16 protein-coding genes are annotated in these 16312 nt (G+C 44.6%); 6 read left to right on the forward strand and 10 right to left on the reverse strand.

Annotated features, from left to right (window positions below; all coding sequences use genetic code 11):
* Positions 1-71: 71 nt before the first annotated feature.
* Positions 72-1337, forward strand: coding sequence for a transcription antitermination factor NusB (locus WCW_RS00695; RefSeq protein WP_013181249.1), 1266 nt, complete (start codon positions 72-74; stop codon positions 1335-1337).
* Here WCW_RS00695 and WCW_RS00700 read toward each other — a convergent pair.
* The 4 genes from WCW_RS00700 to WCW_RS00715 are packed head-to-tail and all read right to left on the reverse strand — an operon-like array spanning position 1334 to position 4539.
* Entirely contained in the window at positions 1334-2035 is a 702-nt protein-coding gene (locus WCW_RS00700) for an SDR family oxidoreductase (RefSeq protein WP_013181250.1), read from the reverse strand. The two genes, WCW_RS00695 and WCW_RS00700, sit on opposite strands and share 4 nt — an antisense overlap.
* On the reverse strand, positions 2023-3015 hold the full coding sequence (locus tag WCW_RS00705) for an SPL family radical SAM protein (protein WP_013181251.1): 993 nt from the start codon (positions 3013-3015) through the stop codon (positions 2023-2025). Before WCW_RS00705 ends, WCW_RS00700 begins: the two co-directional genes overlap by 13 nt.
* The gene (locus WCW_RS00710; protein ID WP_013181252.1) at positions 2982-3785 is read right to left on the reverse strand and encodes a 5'-methylthioadenosine/S-adenosylhomocysteine nucleosidase family protein; all 804 of its coding nucleotides are present in this window, start codon (positions 3783-3785) and stop codon (positions 2982-2984) included. Before WCW_RS00710 ends, WCW_RS00705 begins: the two co-directional genes overlap by 34 nt.
* Before the next feature lie 19 nt (positions 3786-3804).
* Positions 3805-4539, reverse strand: a complete 735-nt coding sequence (locus tag WCW_RS00715) for a DUF72 domain-containing protein (RefSeq protein ID WP_162268157.1) — start codon at positions 4537-4539, stop codon at positions 3805-3807.
* A 104-nt stretch (positions 4540-4643) separates the two neighbouring features.
* Between WCW_RS00715 and WCW_RS00720 the strand changes: the two genes are divergently transcribed.
* Complete coding sequence (locus WCW_RS00720) at positions 4644-5765, forward strand: aminopeptidase (protein ID WP_013181254.1); 1122 nt, start codon at positions 4644-4646, stop codon at positions 5763-5765.
* On the forward strand, positions 5743-6543 hold the full coding sequence (locus tag WCW_RS00725; protein ID WP_013181255.1) for a 50S ribosomal protein L11 methyltransferase: 801 nt from the start codon (positions 5743-5745) through the stop codon (positions 6541-6543). The genes WCW_RS00720 and WCW_RS00725 overlap by 23 nt, the downstream gene beginning before the upstream one ends.
* Here WCW_RS00725 and WCW_RS00730 read toward each other — a convergent pair.
* The 4 genes from WCW_RS00730 to WCW_RS00745 all read right to left on the reverse strand — a co-directional run bounded on the left by WCW_RS00730 (position 6530) and on the right by WCW_RS00745 (position 10245).
* Positions 6530-7147, reverse strand: coding sequence for a carbonic anhydrase (locus WCW_RS00730; protein ID WP_013181256.1), 618 nt, complete (start codon positions 7145-7147; stop codon positions 6530-6532). The two genes, WCW_RS00725 and WCW_RS00730, sit on opposite strands and share 14 nt — an antisense overlap.
* Positions 7144-8760 carry a SulP family inorganic anion transporter gene (locus WCW_RS00735; RefSeq protein ID WP_013181257.1) on the reverse strand — a complete coding sequence of 539 codons (1617 nt, stop codon included), beginning with the start codon at positions 8758-8760 and terminating at the stop codon, positions 7144-7146. The genes WCW_RS00730 and WCW_RS00735 overlap by 4 nt, the downstream gene beginning before the upstream one ends.
* Positions 8761-8843: 83 nt before the next feature.
* Positions 8844-9392, reverse strand: coding sequence for an outer membrane beta-barrel protein (locus WCW_RS00740; protein ID WP_013181258.1), 549 nt, complete (start codon positions 9390-9392; stop codon positions 8844-8846).
* Positions 9393-9462: 70 nt separating this feature from the next.
* The gene (locus WCW_RS00745) at positions 9463-10245 is read right to left on the reverse strand and encodes a winged helix-turn-helix domain-containing protein (protein WP_013181259.1); all 783 of its coding nucleotides are present in this window, start codon (positions 10243-10245) and stop codon (positions 9463-9465) included.
* 159 nt (positions 10246-10404) lie between these two features.
* Here WCW_RS00745 and WCW_RS00750 point away from each other — a divergent pair, with 159 nt between their 5' ends.
* From WCW_RS00750 to WCW_RS00760, 3 genes are all read left to right on the forward strand, one after another.
* Positions 10405-10881 (forward strand): biotin transporter BioY, encoded by a 477-nt coding sequence (locus WCW_RS00750; protein ID WP_079891142.1) that lies wholly within the window; start codon positions 10405-10407, stop codon positions 10879-10881.
* A complete protein-coding gene (locus tag WCW_RS00755; protein ID WP_013181261.1) occupies positions 10878-11789 on the forward strand; it encodes a BPL-N domain-containing protein in 912 nt (303 codons plus the stop codon). The genes WCW_RS00750 and WCW_RS00755 overlap by 4 nt, the downstream gene beginning before the upstream one ends.
* Positions 11790-11875: 86 nt before the next feature.
* Positions 11876-13132, forward strand: a complete 1257-nt coding sequence (locus WCW_RS00760) for a replication-associated recombination protein A (protein WP_013181262.1) — start codon at positions 11876-11878, stop codon at positions 13130-13132.
* On the opposite strand, the gene WCW_RS00765 is transcribed toward WCW_RS00760, so the two are convergent.
* The gene (locus tag WCW_RS00765) at positions 13129-15156 is read right to left on the reverse strand and encodes a hypothetical protein (protein WP_013181263.1); all 2028 of its coding nucleotides are present in this window, start codon (positions 15154-15156) and stop codon (positions 13129-13131) included. The genes WCW_RS00760 and WCW_RS00765 overlap by 4 nt on opposite strands.
* 47 nt (positions 15157-15203) lie before the next feature.
* The gene (locus WCW_RS00770; protein ID WP_041941659.1) at positions 15204-16286 is read right to left on the reverse strand and encodes a fatty acid desaturase family protein; all 1083 of its coding nucleotides are present in this window, start codon (positions 16284-16286) and stop codon (positions 15204-15206) included.
* Between the last annotated feature and the right edge of the window lie 26 nt (positions 16287-16312).

Here is a 16312-nt window from a genome sequence, read left to right on the forward strand (position 1 = left end):
GAAATTCCTAAGAACTCTTATTTTGTAAAAGAGTGACAAATTTTACCTGTCCCGGTTAATATCGTTATGATATGGACATCACCAAAACGAAAAATCCTCGGGAAGCTGCATATCTGGCGCTGCTTTCTTCTGCACGGGAAGAAAGCTTTCTTATTGATTCGCTTGCCCAATGGCAGGCGAAGTGTAGGCCTTCTATCCAGGATTATCATCTGGCGCGGGAGGTTGCATACGGGACCACGCGCATGGCCCTTGCCCTTGATCATTTAGCGTTGCAGCTTGCAGATAAAAAAAAGCTCGCTTTGAAATTGCGGGAAAAGATCCTTTTTCGCATGGGGCTCTATCAATTTCATTACATGGATAAGATTCCCTTATACGCAATTGTGGATGAAACGATAAAAATTGCAAAAATCCATTGTCATGAGTCTTTTGTAAAATTCCTTAATGCCTGCTTGCGAAAAGTGGAAGAGATAGATCCACAGTTGCCTAAAGGTGAGACGGTTCCGGAACTGAGTATTCGGTATTCCTATCCAGCATATTATGTGCAGGAACTTGTACAGAATTTTGGTTTAGAAAAAGCTGAAGAGATCATGGAAGCCGGCAATCGACCGTCTCAGACGATGTTTAGAGTACGTCCTCAAGCATCGAGGCCAAAAGAAGCTAATGGAGAGATCGATTTTCTTGCTGGAACTCGGTGTGGGATGGGAGTGATCCGTGACCCCTCTTTAATTTCCAATATCTCCTCTTCATCCGATTATTATATTCAGAATGCTACTCCTGCTGAGTTGATGAGTTCGTTAGCCCAAGATTTTGGGGCGCCAAAGAACATTTTAGATCTTTGCTCGTCTCCAGGAGGGAAATTAATCTTAGCGCATGATTTGTATCCGGATGCGGAACTCTCTGCAAACGATGTCTCCTCGGGAAAATTAAAGCCTTTATCTGAAAACTGTGCGAAATATGGGATTTCAACGACATTAAGTTCTGTGCGCGGGGAGGAATTTCCCTTAGCCCAGAAGTTTGATTTGGTGATTCTTGACGTTCCTTGCAGTAATACGGGAGTTTTAAATAAAAGGCCGGAAGCGAGGTGGCGTTTGTCGCAGAAGACGCTGGAGCAGCTTGAGGAGATCCAGCTGCAGCTTTTGAGGCGTGGAATCGAGCTGCTTGATAAGGGGGGGGAGCTTTGGTATCTCACTTGTAGTGTTCTTAAACGGGAGAATGGCCGCCTAATCGATAAAGTTTGTCAGGAATTATCGCTAGAAACGAGGCTGAAGGAGGCGATCCTTCCCAATGCGGATGGCTGGGACGGGGGCTTTGGCTGCGCTTTGAGAAAGATCGGCTAACCAAATACAACTTTGTGTTTTTGAGGGGAAAGGTTGATTTCGTCAAATACTGTGCCTTGCCGAGCATTTAAAACCATAGAGACAGCATCCGCGATATCTTCTGGAGAGATCCATTCGTCCCTTTCTTCCCCGTGTCGGAAATTGAGTGAGTCGAAAAATGGCGTTTTGACCATTCCCGGGTTGATTAGAGTGACTCTAATGCCATCGGCAGCGCATTCCTGGCGCAGCGCCTGAATGAATCCGCGTAAGGCAAATTTTGATGCACAATAAACGCTTCCCTTCCGTTTGCCTGCCAGGGCAGCTTCCGACCCGATGCAGATGATGTCCCCTTTTTTTCTCTTCTTCATTAGTGGAAGCCATGTTTTGATCACATACACTTGAGAAAGGAAGTTGAGGTGAAGAATCTCCTGAATCCGTTTGTAGGAAAACTCTTCCAAATGGCCAAATGCCCCCTCTCCGGCGTTGCAGATCAAGGTGTCAAAATTCTCCTTTTCTTTTGCGATCGCTTTCAATAAATGGGGAAGGGGGTCGAGATTCTTTAAGTCGATCGCATAGTGTGTGTAAGCCGGATTGGTAGTGGGACAGGCAGTGCGGGAAATTCCTGTCACGTTCCATCCTTTGTCCAATAGCCGTTCAGCGATTGCAAGGCCGATGCCTCGGCTGGATCCGGTAATAAGAGCTTTTTTTATGGGCAACACGGATAAAAAATTTCTTTAGGGATATGATTCATTATCTTATTTGTACAAAAAGAGGTCATCTCTTTTTCGATCTTTTCTTTATAAGAAACGATTTCTTGATTTTCTTCCAGAGAATGGGCAAAAAGTTTTTCTTCCGGATAGAGGCGGGCCATCTTTTTGAAGATGTTCCGAGGAACGCGGAATGCTCCCAAACTGACGGAATGCAGCCCTTTTAAGGAAATTGCAGAAAACAGCTCCTGGTAAAATGCATCATATTCTTCTCTCCAATCTTCGCAGTAGATCACAGGATCTAGCCGAAGCCCGATTTTCCAACCCTGCTCTTGCAGTTTGCGGAGTGCTTCCAACCTTCTGTGCAGCGGAGGAGCGCGGTGTTCCAGTTCTGCAGCAATGCGCTTGGGGGTTAGCGTCATCGCTGTCACAACGTTCGGAAGGGGATTATGTTTTAACAGAAACTGTATCTGGGTGCTTTTTGTACGCAGTTCCAGGGTTGCTTGTGGATGGCCGGAAAAAAATGGCAGCGAGTTTTCTACAAAGCGGGTCACTGGTTCAAGAGCTAAGCTGTCGCAATCGTAGCCGGAAAAAAAAGAGACTTTTTCTCCTGTGTGTTTTACCAGCTTTTCTTTCAGTGCGTCGAAGAAATCTTCGAAATTCACAAATAAAACATAGTGGGCGGAGCGGTACATTCCTTGCAAAAAGCAGTATCTGCAATCAAATATGCAATTCAACATATGGGAAAAGTAGTAATTGTGTTGATCTCCAATACCGTATCCCTTAGGTGTGGGAAGTGTCAGATTGCCATGCTTTTTTGCTAGGATAAGAGCAGGTTTTTGCTTTTGTATGCGGAAATTCTGAGCTTTGCGGTTGAAAATTTCTCCATACCGCTCGCAAGGGATATGGGGGAGATCGGAGTACTTTTCAAGAAGTCTTCGCGTTCTTGGATGCTCTCTTATTTCTTCTTCGTAGTAGATGGCGTGAAACATAAAGGGAGTTGGTTAAGTGTGTGTTCGAGGAATTGAATGATTTCCCGGCTGGTTTTCAGATGTTGGCAAAGAGGAGGAGATTTTTCCATAGCTTTCCAACGAATGAGAAGGCGTTCTAACTGATGTTTTTCTGTTTCTGTCCAATGGCAAAGCGCAACATAAGGGGAATCGTCGATGGCTGGTGGATTGGGGATCAATGCCAGGATCTGGCCTATTAAACTTTCTATTTTTGTGATTGACTGCCCGATCAAATCGCGCACGAATTCTTTGTTGATTTTTTCCGTTGGATGCCAGGCGTTATCAGAGACAATCTTTAAACAATGGATTCGGTCGACAGTAGCGAAGCGCTGCGCTGCTTGATAGAATCCTGCCGCTTCCATGTCCACAAGATCTTTGTCTGGATAGCTGAAAGAGGGCTTGTCAACGGTTGTCACTCCATGCATCGGCAATCCTTTGATGAGAGAAATATCGGGATAGAATCGTTTGGAGCTGCCAGCGTCTGTGACACTAAGCGCTAAGGCTTGGTAGCCGATGGGCAAGTCTGCATGGCCCGCAACTCCGATATTCAGCCAGGCGGAGCAGGTGTTTTCTCTGGCTCCCAGCCATCCTGTTGCTGTTGCGGCGGCGATTTTACCGATTCCGCAGACCGCTAGCCGCATGGCCTCATTTTCGTAGACAGGAAACGGAGCAGACTCTTGGAGCTTTCTGAGCCTTAAATGTTGGATCAGAGGTTTGGCCTCGCAATGTAAAGCGCACAGGATATTCAGCATAGAGGGGATGATAACACAATTAATGCGGTACCTGAATCAATTTTTTGAACTCTTTGGCATTTTCCAGGGCAAACCCGCCAAAATGATTATTGAAAAAAACATAGACAGTTTTCCCCTCTTCCAGCCAATGCTGCACCTTTGCCGCGCAATATTGCAGTGTATCAACTGTGTACTCTGAATTTTTAAGATCATGCGTGCCATGGAAGCGAAGATAGATCTTGCTGCCGATCGTTTTGTGGATGGTAGGAATCCGCCCGCAAAAATCGGAAATGCTCCAGGTGAGCTCCCGCTCTTCACACATTTTGCCGGCGTTAGGATCCATCCAGGAAACGTGCCGTGGTTCAATGACAAAGGTGTAGTGATGGGAAAATCTTCCCAACATGTCAAGAAAGGGTTCCACATTTTCATCGGTAAAGTAGATGTTTTCGGGAATTTCGATCACGACCGGGCCAAGCCTTTCTTCCAATGGGAGGAAATGGTCTAAGAAAGCTTTGAGGAGGTTGTCTCCTTTTTTTAGCTTGTTTTTAAAGGTGATTGCCTGGATCAGACGCGGGCATATTTTAAAATCGCTAGGCGTCCGCATTTTCCACTCGATAATTGTCTCTGGGCGAGGAAGACGGTAATAGCTGGAATTGAGCTCGACCGCATCGAAAATTTCGCTATAGTACGTTAAAAATTGACTTGTCGGCATCCCTCTAGGGTAGAAGGAGTGCTTCCACTCTGGATATTGCCACCCTGCAGTCCCTATATACAACCTCTTCATAAGATTGACTATGGAATATTATAATTTTTTTTTCAAATTTGCTTTGAAAAGAGGTTTTCATTATAAGTTTCAATAACTTAAGAAGGAGAAAAAACATGAGAGACAGACGGATCGACCGCTGGGCGGATGTGTTGGTCAATTACGCTCTACAGGCAAAATCAGGGCAGCATGCTGTGATTGTCGGTGAATACGAAGCTCTGCCGTTGATTGAGGCAAGCTATGAGAAATTCATTCAAAAAGGGGTGGTCGTCGATGTTGTGATGTCGCCGAGCGCGTTTAAAGAGACCCTTTTTGCGTACGCTTCCGATGAATTATTGTCGACCCCTTCTCCTGTCACTCAGTATATCGCAGATCATTGCGACCTGTATTTGGCTATTGGTGCAGAGGGGAACTCCAAGTTGTTAAGCGGAGTGGATCCCAAGCGGCAGGCGATGGCATCTCAGGCTCGCCAGCCAGTTCTCGAAGCTATATTAAATCGTGCAGCTGCTGGGAAAATGCGTTGGTCTTACACGATGTTTCCGACCGCAGCAGCAGCTCAGGATGCTGAAATGGGAACAAAGGCGTATGAAGAGATGATTTTTAATCTGGGTGCATTGAATCAAGAAGACCCGGTTGCCCATTGGAAAAAGGTTGAGGCAGAGCAGCAGAAAATCATCGACTATTTATCTGATAAACACGAATTAAGGTTCCGTAATCCAATGGGAACCGATTTGCGTGTGAACATTTCCGGAATGAAGTGGGTCAATTGTTGTGGAAAAATCAATTTTCCTGATGGAGAAGTGTATACGGGGCCGAATTTAAAGGCGTCTGATGGCGGGGTAAACGGTATTGCGCGCTATTCTTTTCCTACGCTGTACCGCAATACCGAGGTGCACGAAATTGAGCTGAAATTTGAAAAAGGCGCTGTAGTGGAAGCAAATGCTTCTAAAGGGCAGGAGTTTTTGCGCGAAATGATTGCTCAGGATGCAGGGGCAAAATTTGTTGGAGAGATCGCAATCGGGACAAACTACCAGATGACAACAGTGACGAAAAATATTCTTTTCGATGAAAAATTTGGAGGAACATTCCACTTGGCTCTCGGGAAGGGTTATCCTCAAACGGGCAATACGAATGCATCGGCTTTGCATTGGGACATGATTTTCGATTTGCGCAATGGCGGATCGATCACCGCAGATGAAAAGGAGTTTTACCGCGATGGACAATTTCTTAATCTTTGAGGCGGAGCTTTCTGCAGAGGAGTTTTTTCTTTTTGAGGAAACGGTTGGAGATCTCGTAGAGAGCTTGAATTGGGAAGGGGGAGTTGTCAAAGGGATGGCTTGTATTGACAATCGGGTCGAGCTAGAGCTGCGCGCCGGCAGGCCGTTAGCGTGGAGTCCAATGGAGTCTGTCGACTGGCTGGAAGAGGATGAAAAGAAACTGCCTCCAATTACTGTAGGAAGGCTGTTTATCTGCACCTCTTATTACACAGGGCCGATTCCAAAAGAAAAAGTGCTTCTTAAGCTTCATTCCTCTTATGCATTTGGGTCAGGCCATCATCCGACTACAGAAGGGTGTTTGGAGGCAATTCAGATGTTGCCAAATGTGAATCGTGCTTTGGATATCGGATGCGGATCCGGGATATTGGCGTTGGCGATTGAAGCTTTATTTGGCGCAGAGGTGGTTGGCAGCGAGATTGATGAGCGCAGTGCCGAGATGGCGCGGGAGAATGCCTGCGGCCGGATCAAGGTGGTGCATGGGAATGGAGTGTCTTCGGAAACGATCATCGAAAGAGCTCCTTACGACCTCATTGTATCGAACATTCATTCCGGTCCATTAATTGACATGGCGCAATCAATTGCGTCGTTGCTCTCGAAAGAGGGAACGTTGATTCTAGCTGGGCTGCTGAGAGAACAGCGAGAGGAAGTGGAACAGGCTTATGCTTTGCAGGGCTTGGTTTTTAATGGAGTGCATGGAAATGATCCCAATTGGCCGGCTCTTCAATTTAAAAAAAAGTGACAGAACCATCTGTCACATCGTAGATAGCGGGAACAATGCGAATTTTTCCCTCCTCTTCAAGCTTTTTTAAGTCGGCGGATTGCCCGCGGATTTTTTCCACGTTGTACTCAACGTTAAGACGGGAAACACGATTTGCAAACTGCTCTGCATCCTCTTCGTTTGACTGCTCCTTTTTTGCTATTTCGACAACCGGATAAATTTTCTCAAGCAACTTTTCGATATAACCATTCCCGCCGCCTGTGCAAGCAGCGTTGATTGCTCCGCAGCGGGTATGCCCAAGAACCACGACAAGTTTTGACCCCGCTGTCTTGCAGGCATACTCAAGGCTTCCCAGGATGTCTTCATTGATGAAATTGCCCGCTATTCGAACACTGAAGATATCTCCCAACCCCTGGTCAAAAATCAACTCGGCTGATGTTCGTGAATCAATGCAGCTCAAGATGACAGCAAATGGAAATTGCCCCTCGCTTGTTTGGTTTACTTGTTGAAGCAGGTTGCGGTTTGCCTTTAAATTGTTCTGAAATCGCTCGTTCCCTTCTTTTAAATATTGCAGAGCGTCGTCCGGTGTTAAGCTGGCCTGCGATCTTTTGGTATGCGTCCTCATTTTTTCTCTCTTTTGAAGAATTTTTTCGACTTTTTTTGACTGATGTTGAGTATTTGTTTTTGATGATCAATGATATGCGGCTGATTCATCTTGATGTACTCCACTTCAATATCCCGCGTCTTTGCATTGATTAAAAAGGAATCGATAATTTCATGAATATCCGGGTGCATTTTACGCGTTTTCGATGCATCGATAACCACTCGCAATCCATTTGGAATGTGATCCAGCGTTTGCAAAAGCCCTACTTTATTTAAAAAACTCACATCCTCTGATAATTGAATGCAGATACCATTTTCAGGATGCTCAATGTCAGCATAGTAAGGATGGCGGTAATTTTCCCACAAAATGGAAAGTAAGCTAACTGCAAGGCCAAGGGCGGTGCCGATTAAAAGGTCGCTGAAAATCAGTGCAATGACTGTCACGATGAAGGGGAGGAATTGCTCAAATCCCTCTTTGTAAAGATCAAAGAATCGTTTCGGTTCGATCAATTTATATCCGACTAAAAGTAAAATGGCGGCAAGGCTTGATAAAGGAATTAAATTCAAAATGGTTGGGAAAAACAGCAGGCTGACGAGAAGCCAAGCACCATGTGCAATTGTCGATATCTTCGTTTTTGCTTCTGCCTGGACGTTTGAAGAACTGCGTACGATCACCTGTGCAATGGGAAGCCCTCCCAATAGGCCGGATAGGCAGTTGCCTATTCCTTGAGCAAAGAGTTCCCTGTTTGTTGAGGTGACTCGTTTATAAGGATCAAGCTTGTCTACAGCTTCTGAGGATAAAAGCGTTTCAATACTGGAGATGATTGCAATGGTCAGAGCAATGCTGATCACGTCAAAACGGAAAAAAGCGGAGAAATCAGGGAAGGTGGTCAACTCGGAAAAAGTCGAATAATCTGCAATCATCGGCATTGTGACAATTTGATCTGCCTTCAATTGAAAAAGAGAGGTTTTTTGGAAGATAATACCAAGGAAAGTTCCGGAGATTACAGCAAGCAGAGGGCCTGGGATTAATTTGGACCAGCGGAAGCGTTTGATCCACGGTCTTTCCCATAAGATGAGGATGGTCAGCGAGATGGCGGCAATAGCCAGCGGACCCGGGCTGATAAAATCCAGCATGTTGATCAATTCCGACAGTGTGGTTTGTCCGTCATCTTGGAAAAATGAAAGGCTTCCCTCGTAAACCTTATCGTAACCAACTGCATGGGGGATTTGTTTAAGAAAAATAATACTTCCGAGCCCTGTCAATATCCCTTTGATGACGGATGATGGTAAAAAATATCCGATAAATCCGGCTTTTAAGAATCCCAAAATGAGTTGAAAGAGGCCCGACAACATGACGGCAGTAAACAGGGCAGGAAGCGATCCTAGTTCGTTGACAGCGGTTAGAATGACTATAGCCAAACTTGCTGTAGGACCGCTTACACCAAGGGCAGATTCGCTGAGCAACCCCACGACGATGCCGCCGATAATTCCTGCAATCATTCCGGATATCAGCGGTGTTCCGGATGCCAGCGCAATTCCCAAACACAAGGGAAGCGCAACTAAAAAAACAACAACGCTGGCTGGAAGATCGCTGCGCAGGCTGTTAGCGAAATCTAAATCTTTGTGGCTCAAATCGATTTTTCCTGTTTTTTATGGATGAAGCTACCCATGTATTCATCTTATAAATAGTTGCTTCAGGAAAAAAGATCAATGTTCTAAAAGTGCCGTTTAATATTCAAGCCAACACTTTGACTATTGTCTGAATCGATGGTGTTTTTTATATACCGGTACTCTAGACAGGCAAACGCAACATCTGTGAATGGAATCATCAGTCCGGAGATCCCTTGATAGGTAAAGGTCTTTCCACGGCTGAATGTATAATGATCATCGAATGTGATTGAGCGATATTGTGTTCCAGCTCCAAATCCGAAGTAAGGACGTGCTATCGTTTTCGAGTTGATGACGTATAGAAGATTTGCCATGATCCGATCAGTATTTAAATAGAAATCTAATTCTTTAAATTGATTGATGCTGGATGAGAGTTCGCCTTCCAAGCGGAAGCTTGTTGATAACTGATATCCTATAGAAAGTCCTATAGAAAGTCCTAGATGTGTATCGATTTCCAAATCAGAATCGATGTGGCTGGCTCCGATAAGTCCTCCTATGTACCAACGACTGCAAGAGGGAGCGTTTTCTATATCAGCTTTAAGTTGACTGAAAAATAAACCGATTAAGGCAATAGAAGTCATGAGAAGGTTTTTCATTTTTTGTTCCTTTTTAAGAAGTTGAGTTGCAGGATTATAGAGAAGGTGCAGCTTGTTTGCAACACACAGATTAGGTATAAACAGTTTCTATCTTCTCATTTTTCGAGGGACCAAGGGTGCGGATATGCATCTGTAAAAATAAAGGATTATACTGCATCCAGCCGAAGTAGGTGTCATCCCCGCATAGATGGGGGTTGAGCGATTCGAGAAAATTCTCCTCGCCAGCTACGAGATAGAAGAGAAAGACCGGATGCTTTTCTCCTCGTCGCAAATGCTCCAAAGATAACATCTCTTCCCGCCAATGCCACGTCCAGCGATAGACATTGCGATAATTCATGCGAAATCCGTCGTCAGCAGTCCATTCCCCCTGTTCGCGAAAAGTCAACACGTTGTCTTTGAGCGTGGAATCTACTTTGCCGCTCCCTTTGCGGATCCATAAACGGGATGTGCGGGAGCGGGAAGATGCTTGCAAAGTCATCCGCTTCACCGATTTGAGCTGCTCCCACACTTTTTCCATCAGGCGGGGCTCTTTTTTGAATGGCTTTGCTTTTGCCTGTTCCGGATAATGATAACACTTTCTTTCTTGAACTGACAGCTGTTGATAAGTTTTTTTTAACAGCAGCTCAACTTCATAGATCATCGGAAAATTGGTATTAAATCGATAAATTTTGCGATTTTTTTCATTTTTACTAAAAATTACCCCTCCCTTTTCCAGTCTTTCCAAGGCTTTTTGAACAGGAGTTAACGCTAAGCCTAATTTGCGGTGTAGTTGATGTGCATAGCACTGTTCGTTAACCAATAGATACAGAAGGGTTTTTTCCACGCTGTTGCTGCCTAAAAGCCCTCTTAGCATAAAAAACAACCTAGATTTGAGTTTATATTTAAGGAGTATATTAAAAGGAGAGTGAGTATTTATCACCTAAAAAATAGTTAAATAAATAAAAGTCAACAAAAAAATGAGTCGATTCTTTTTCCTTGGGAGGGTAATTTTATTGGGAAAAACCAGGAGGTGATGATGGATGCCATCTTATCGAATAAGTACGCAGCTGCTTTGCTGCCGATGGCGGCAGGCTGCTGCTTCATTTTTGTGTGTTCGCTAGTCAAGGTTCCTTTTTACCCGGTGCCGATGACGATGCACACATTTGCTATTTTCTATTTGGGGTTGATGCAGTCTCCACGCAATGCGTGCGGATCAGCTTTGCTGTACCTCGCAGCCGGCACATTGAACCCTAGTTGGATGATTGGCAAATGCGGCGGCTATTTTCTCTCCTTTCCTATCGCTGCCTATTTGATCTCATGGAGTGTTCAAAAGATTTCGCCATATTTGGCGATTTTGGCTGGACAGGGAGTGATCTATTCTTTGGGATTTCTTTGGTTGGTTCCCTTTGTCGGAATTAAAATTGCTTTTTTAAAAGGGGTTCTTTTCTTTCTCCCTTCTGCTGTTGTGAAAGCGGCTTTGGCAGTTAAGCTGGCGGAGGCAAGATCATGAATATAAATACAGTATGTCCGATCAATCAGGTGATCGTCTATTGCGGCCACAAAAAATCTGAAGTTTTGGGCCCATATGCAGACAGTGTCGCAAAACGGGTGACAATGTTTAAACAGTTGAATTTTTACAGAGAAGAAATCGGGAGAAAACCTTGGAAAGTGCGGGAAGTTCCTGGGGAAACTTTGGTTGAAAAGCTCCAGAAGATGAAGGCGGATGAAACCCTTTTGGTCATTCCTGCTGGGCAGTCTTCAAGATTGGAACAAGTGTTTTCTGTTACCCAACTGGCGTTTTTGCGGGGAGAGTTTTTCGAAAAAGGAGGACGTGCTTATTTTACCTGCGGCGCCTCCTATTGGGTTTCAAGGAAGCGAATCTATCAGGAGGTATGCCTTGACCATCCCGAAAAAGCGGTGAAACTTGTGAAAAATTCGACATTTCCCATTTTTCAAGGAATCTCTGTTGGGCCTCTTTGCCCTTTTCCTGGTGTAAAATATAAGGTAGGTTTCTACTCAGATGCAGTTAAGGTAGAAGCTGAAGGGGATCGTTGCACAATCTATTTAAGTGGAGGAGGAAGCTTTATGCCCGATTTAGACCCTATCGATGGGCAGCGGGTGCGCGTGTTGGTGCGCTATCCTAAGAAAGAGCTTTTGAGGCTGGGCATTCCGGAAGAAGAGATTGTTGATAAGGAAAAAGCTGCTGTGATGGTATCGGTGGGTAAAGGGGCTGCTTTGCTTTCGATGTTTCATCCTTATTACAGCTCCGGCGATATCGATGTAGAGGCTTATGAGAAAGCGTTTCCCGATTGTGGAACAGATTGGCGCAGAGTGCATGCTAAATTAAGCTCCACTGATTTACGAATGCGGTTTGTTCTCAATCGCATGCTAATCTATTTAGAAGAGATGAGTTTTTAGGATAAAGGTGGTATCATCTTAGGAGCATGTGCCCAATTCGGCCACATGCTCTTATCAAAACTGTTTGCATCGAGGTTCAATCAAGAATGCAGCCGCTGGCAGATAAACTGCGACCAAAAAAACTTGAGGAGATTTGGGGACAAGATCATCTTTTGGGTGATGGAGCCTTTATCCCTTCCGCCATCCGTTCGCAAAAACCGTTATCCATGATCCTATGGGGGCCGCCTGGTTGTGGAAAAACGTCGATTGCCAGGCTTTATGCCCAAGCATTCGCTATGGATTTCCGCTCGCTGAATGCGATCTTCAGCGGTGTTGCCGACCTCAAGAAAATTGTACATGAGGTGAAGCAAACGCCGTTGTTTTCGCAAAACTGTGTGCTTTTCGTCGATGAGATCCACCGATTCAACAAGGCGCAACAGGATGCTTTTCTCCCTTTTATTGAGGACGGCACCATTGTCCTGATCGGAGCAACTGCGGAAAATCCCTCTTTTTATCTCAATGACGCTCTTTTATCCCGTTTGCGTGTGCTGCAGCTAAAGGCGCTTGACCATGAGGCTTTAGAAAGCATTTTGGAAAGGTGTGAGGAGGCGATTGGTCCTTTAAAGATCACAGAAGAGGGGCGGAAATTTCTTTTGGATCTTTCTCAAGGGGATGGAAGATATTTGCTTAACTTGGTAGAAAACGTGTCGGTGTTTTCCTCCGATCAACTGTTGAATGTTGAGATGTTAAGAAGTCGTTTGCAAAAGCGTGCGCCGCTATTTGACCGAGGGTCCGATCAGCATTACAATCTCATTTCCGCATTGCATAAATCGGTTAGAGGATCAGATCCGGATGCTGCCCTTTATTGGCTGGGTAGAATGTTGGAAGGGGGGGAAGATCCCAGATTCATTGGCAGGCGATTGGTACGCATGGCGACAGAAGATATCGGTCTTGCCGATCCTCAGGCTCTGACTATCTCAATGGCAGCAAAGGATTCTTATGAGTTCTTAGGGTCTCCGGAAGGGGAGTTAGGGCTCGCTCAGGCAGTGGTTTATTTAGCGTTGGCTCCTAAGAGCAATGCGGTCTATAAGGCTTATCAGAAATCCAGAGAAGCAGCATCGAAAACTTCCCAGCTCAACCCTCCAAAGCACATCCTCAATGCTCCCACACGTTTGATGAAAGAGTTGGATTATGGCAAAGGATACACCTATGATCACGACACATTAATTGGTTTTTCAGGCCAAAGCTACTTCCCTGAGGAGATGGAATCCCAAGAGTTCTATAAGCCTGTGGAGAGAGGATTTGAAAGGGAAATGAAGAAACGCTTGGATTATTTTATCAAGAAGAGGAAAAGTGCCGGTTAGCCCATATCGAATCCGTTTTCAGAATAGATCAATTTGAAGTTGTTGAGGAAAAGTTGCTTGTTATTGGCCCAAGTGCCTGCATCTGTTCCAACAGATGTGTGGGTAATTGGAACCTCTAATGAAGTGCTGCAAGTGTGCGCTACGCAGTTATAAGCCCTTGTTCCTGTGATTTCGATTTTCGTTTTGGCTGTGATAGTCGTGCTGCCTGTGATGGCCATAAGAACCCGTTTGATCTCCTCTTCATCGCTGCTAAGAATGTATTCCTTGAGCCATGCAGTTTTTTGTCTGACAACCGGATGGTCGGAGTCTGTGAAGATCCTATCCGCAATTCCTTGCGGATCAAATTTTATCCCCTGAATTTGTTCGCAAAATTTTTCGGGAGTTAGGTGGTCGAATAATCTTTCATACAGTGTTCTAATGACAAGCTGTTCCTGTTGTGAACTCCCCAGCGCTCCCTTTACCATATAGTGGATAGCCATGATCTGTTTTTTGTAACAGTCTAAAATGTAATTTTTTGCAAGTTTTTGAGCCTCTAGAGGATCAGTCATGGAATCCTCAACGTCTTCAATCATCAGGATATCTTCGAGAAGATTCTTTTCCTCATCTGTAAAAATCCTTGGTCGATTGTAAACGTCAAATAGGAATTGCTGCTGTTCTGTTTTGCAAAGAAGTTGAGCTGCTTGCATGAAGACATCGTCTGTCGTTTTATTGTCAAACTTAATCAAGAGGTTGAAACACTCGTAAACGACGGGATCAAGGATATTGCCTAAGGTCACGGTGTTATCGGTTAGGGCTGTTCGAATTAAATTTTTTCCGGCCATCTCCAACAACTCTTTTTCCCTATTTGATTCGGAATTGCGCAAGGCAGGAATTCCTTTTATCACCTGAATTTCTCGATTGGGAGATCCATCAAACAAATGCAGCGCAAGTTCTGAAAACATTTGCCTTTTTAATCCTCCGAAATCGATGCCCGGACCCTCGGTTAAATCGTCATTGAGGTATCGGTACATCTGTTTTGGAGCAAGTTTTGAAAGAACGTACTCAGGGAGTTCGGAGATAATTGCATTGTGGTAGCCAAATATGCCGCTAATATCCACTCGTTCTCCGTTTATGATCAGTGCAGCAGGGCCACCCAGGTGTTTTAGAGCATTTTCTCTGAGGAAATCGTGAAAGCAAAGGGTAAGAAGATTTTTCCAAATTTCATCTTCTTCAAAAAGAAAAAGAGGATTTCTTTTTTGGTTATTCAGTTCAACTGCATTAATTTGCCCATCATGATCTAAGGAAATTTTAATTTCTTGCGCAACAGAATCGATGCGCACATGCAGATAAAACGTGCGGGGATTATTGTGTTTTTCCGGCCATAGGTGTATTCCGTCACCCATTTCTAATGGATTTTCTGCATCGTATTCGTTGCCTTTTTCACTCTCAAAGAAACATTTTATAATTTTCAAGGTCTGAGGCTGGAATTGACGGCGTTCCCTATTGAACTGCTCTTTCAGCTCTAAAAGATGTCTATACACATGTTCAACAATCTCCATTTGTTCCTGATTCTCTGCCAGGAAAGAGCTATTGGAGATGGTGATCGCCTCATCGGGCTCGTCTGCTTTTTCGATGATGGCCGAACGACTGTGAGAATCGTACCAGATGATGAATTGCGTCCCTTCTATTTCTAGCTCAATCGGAAAGCCTTCGTCGGGAGCGAATTGTTTGGCGTTATTAATAAGGCTTGCCGTTTCCCTAAACATTAGGGGAGAAGAATTTTTGGATTTCGAAGAAGAAATTGTTTCTTGGAAAAGCGTATTTGTGCGATCGGCAGCAGCATTGCCTCCTTTCTGTAATTTTTCGACTGTAAAGCGGAAAGCTGCGAAAGCAGAAATCCCAAAGCTAAAAATCCCTGCGGCGATTGCAGCGATGATCGCGATTCCTTGCTGCCATTTTTCAAGTTTGTAGAAATCCTTTGAAATTTTGCGGAATTCTTGGCTTAAAGGATTGGAATAGTTTAAAAAACAATAAATCGTCTGCATGCTTAATGATTCTTAAATTAGAAAGAAACTATGATGAATGATTAATATTAAAAAAATATAAAGACCAAAAAAAGAGGCGTACCGAATTTTTTTAACAGGCGGGTGTGGGAAATGATTGCCGCGAAGAAGCTCGCTTGTTCATGATAAGGAAGTCCGAACTCTTCAGCTGTTTTTTTGACAATTGGCGAGAGTTTGAAGTAGTGGATATGGGAGATATTCGGCATGAGATGATGTTCGATCTGAAAATTCAATCCTCCAAAAAGATGGGTAACAAGGAGGCTCTTCGCGGCGAAATTAGAGGTTGTGCGCATTTCATGCGCTCCCCAGTTTTCCTGGAGCACTCCGTTCTCATCAGGCAGAGGAAATTCCACGTTTTCCACTACATGCGCTAATTGAAAGATGATCGATACGGTTAGGCCGCCGGCGCATTGCATGCAGAGATAGCCAATCAACACCTGTTGCCACGTCATTTGACTGAAAAAGAGTGGAAAAAGGATGACTAGTGAGAAGTTGACTGCTTTGAAAAAGAAAAAGAAGATCAGCTCTTTAAGAGAGGTTTTTTTGCGCATCTCCCATACAAACAGGTAATCGGAAATCAAGACCCAATTCAAACCGACCAGAGAGTAAAGCAGCCAGATATACCAATGTTGGAAACGGTGTGCGCTGTAGAGAGGGTCATGCGGGGAGAGGCGCAGCAGGCCAGGTTTATTAATATCCGGGTCATGCCCCGCAATGTTTGTATAGATATGGTGTCCTTGGTTGTGGGTGAATTTCCAGACAAGGGAGCTTAAGCCCACCAAGTCGTAGGAAAAATAACCTAGCCAGCGATTGATCCTTTGCGAGGAAGAGTAGGATCCATGCAGTGCGTCATGACCGACATTCATTGCAAGAAGACCTTGATTGATTCCAAAAACCATCCATAAAAACGGGCGGGGAATGGAAGGGAGCCAGCCCGCCATTAGGGAAGACCAAAAGAATGCGGCGCTGCAAAAAAGAAGCAGTCCTTTAAGGTGTAAAACCAGATTGGCATGTCCGGATTGGCCAGTCTTGGAAAAAGACTCTTCGACTCGCCGGCGCACTTCCGCCAAAAAATTATCCTTTGATTTCCCCTTGAACTGCACTTTTTTCATAAGTGTTGTCATCTTTGCGATTTATC

The sequence above is a fragment of the Waddlia chondrophila WSU 86-1044 genome, from assembly GCF_000092785.1.
Classification (GTDB): Bacteria; Chlamydiota; Chlamydiia; order Chlamydiales; family Waddliaceae; genus Waddlia; species Waddlia chondrophila.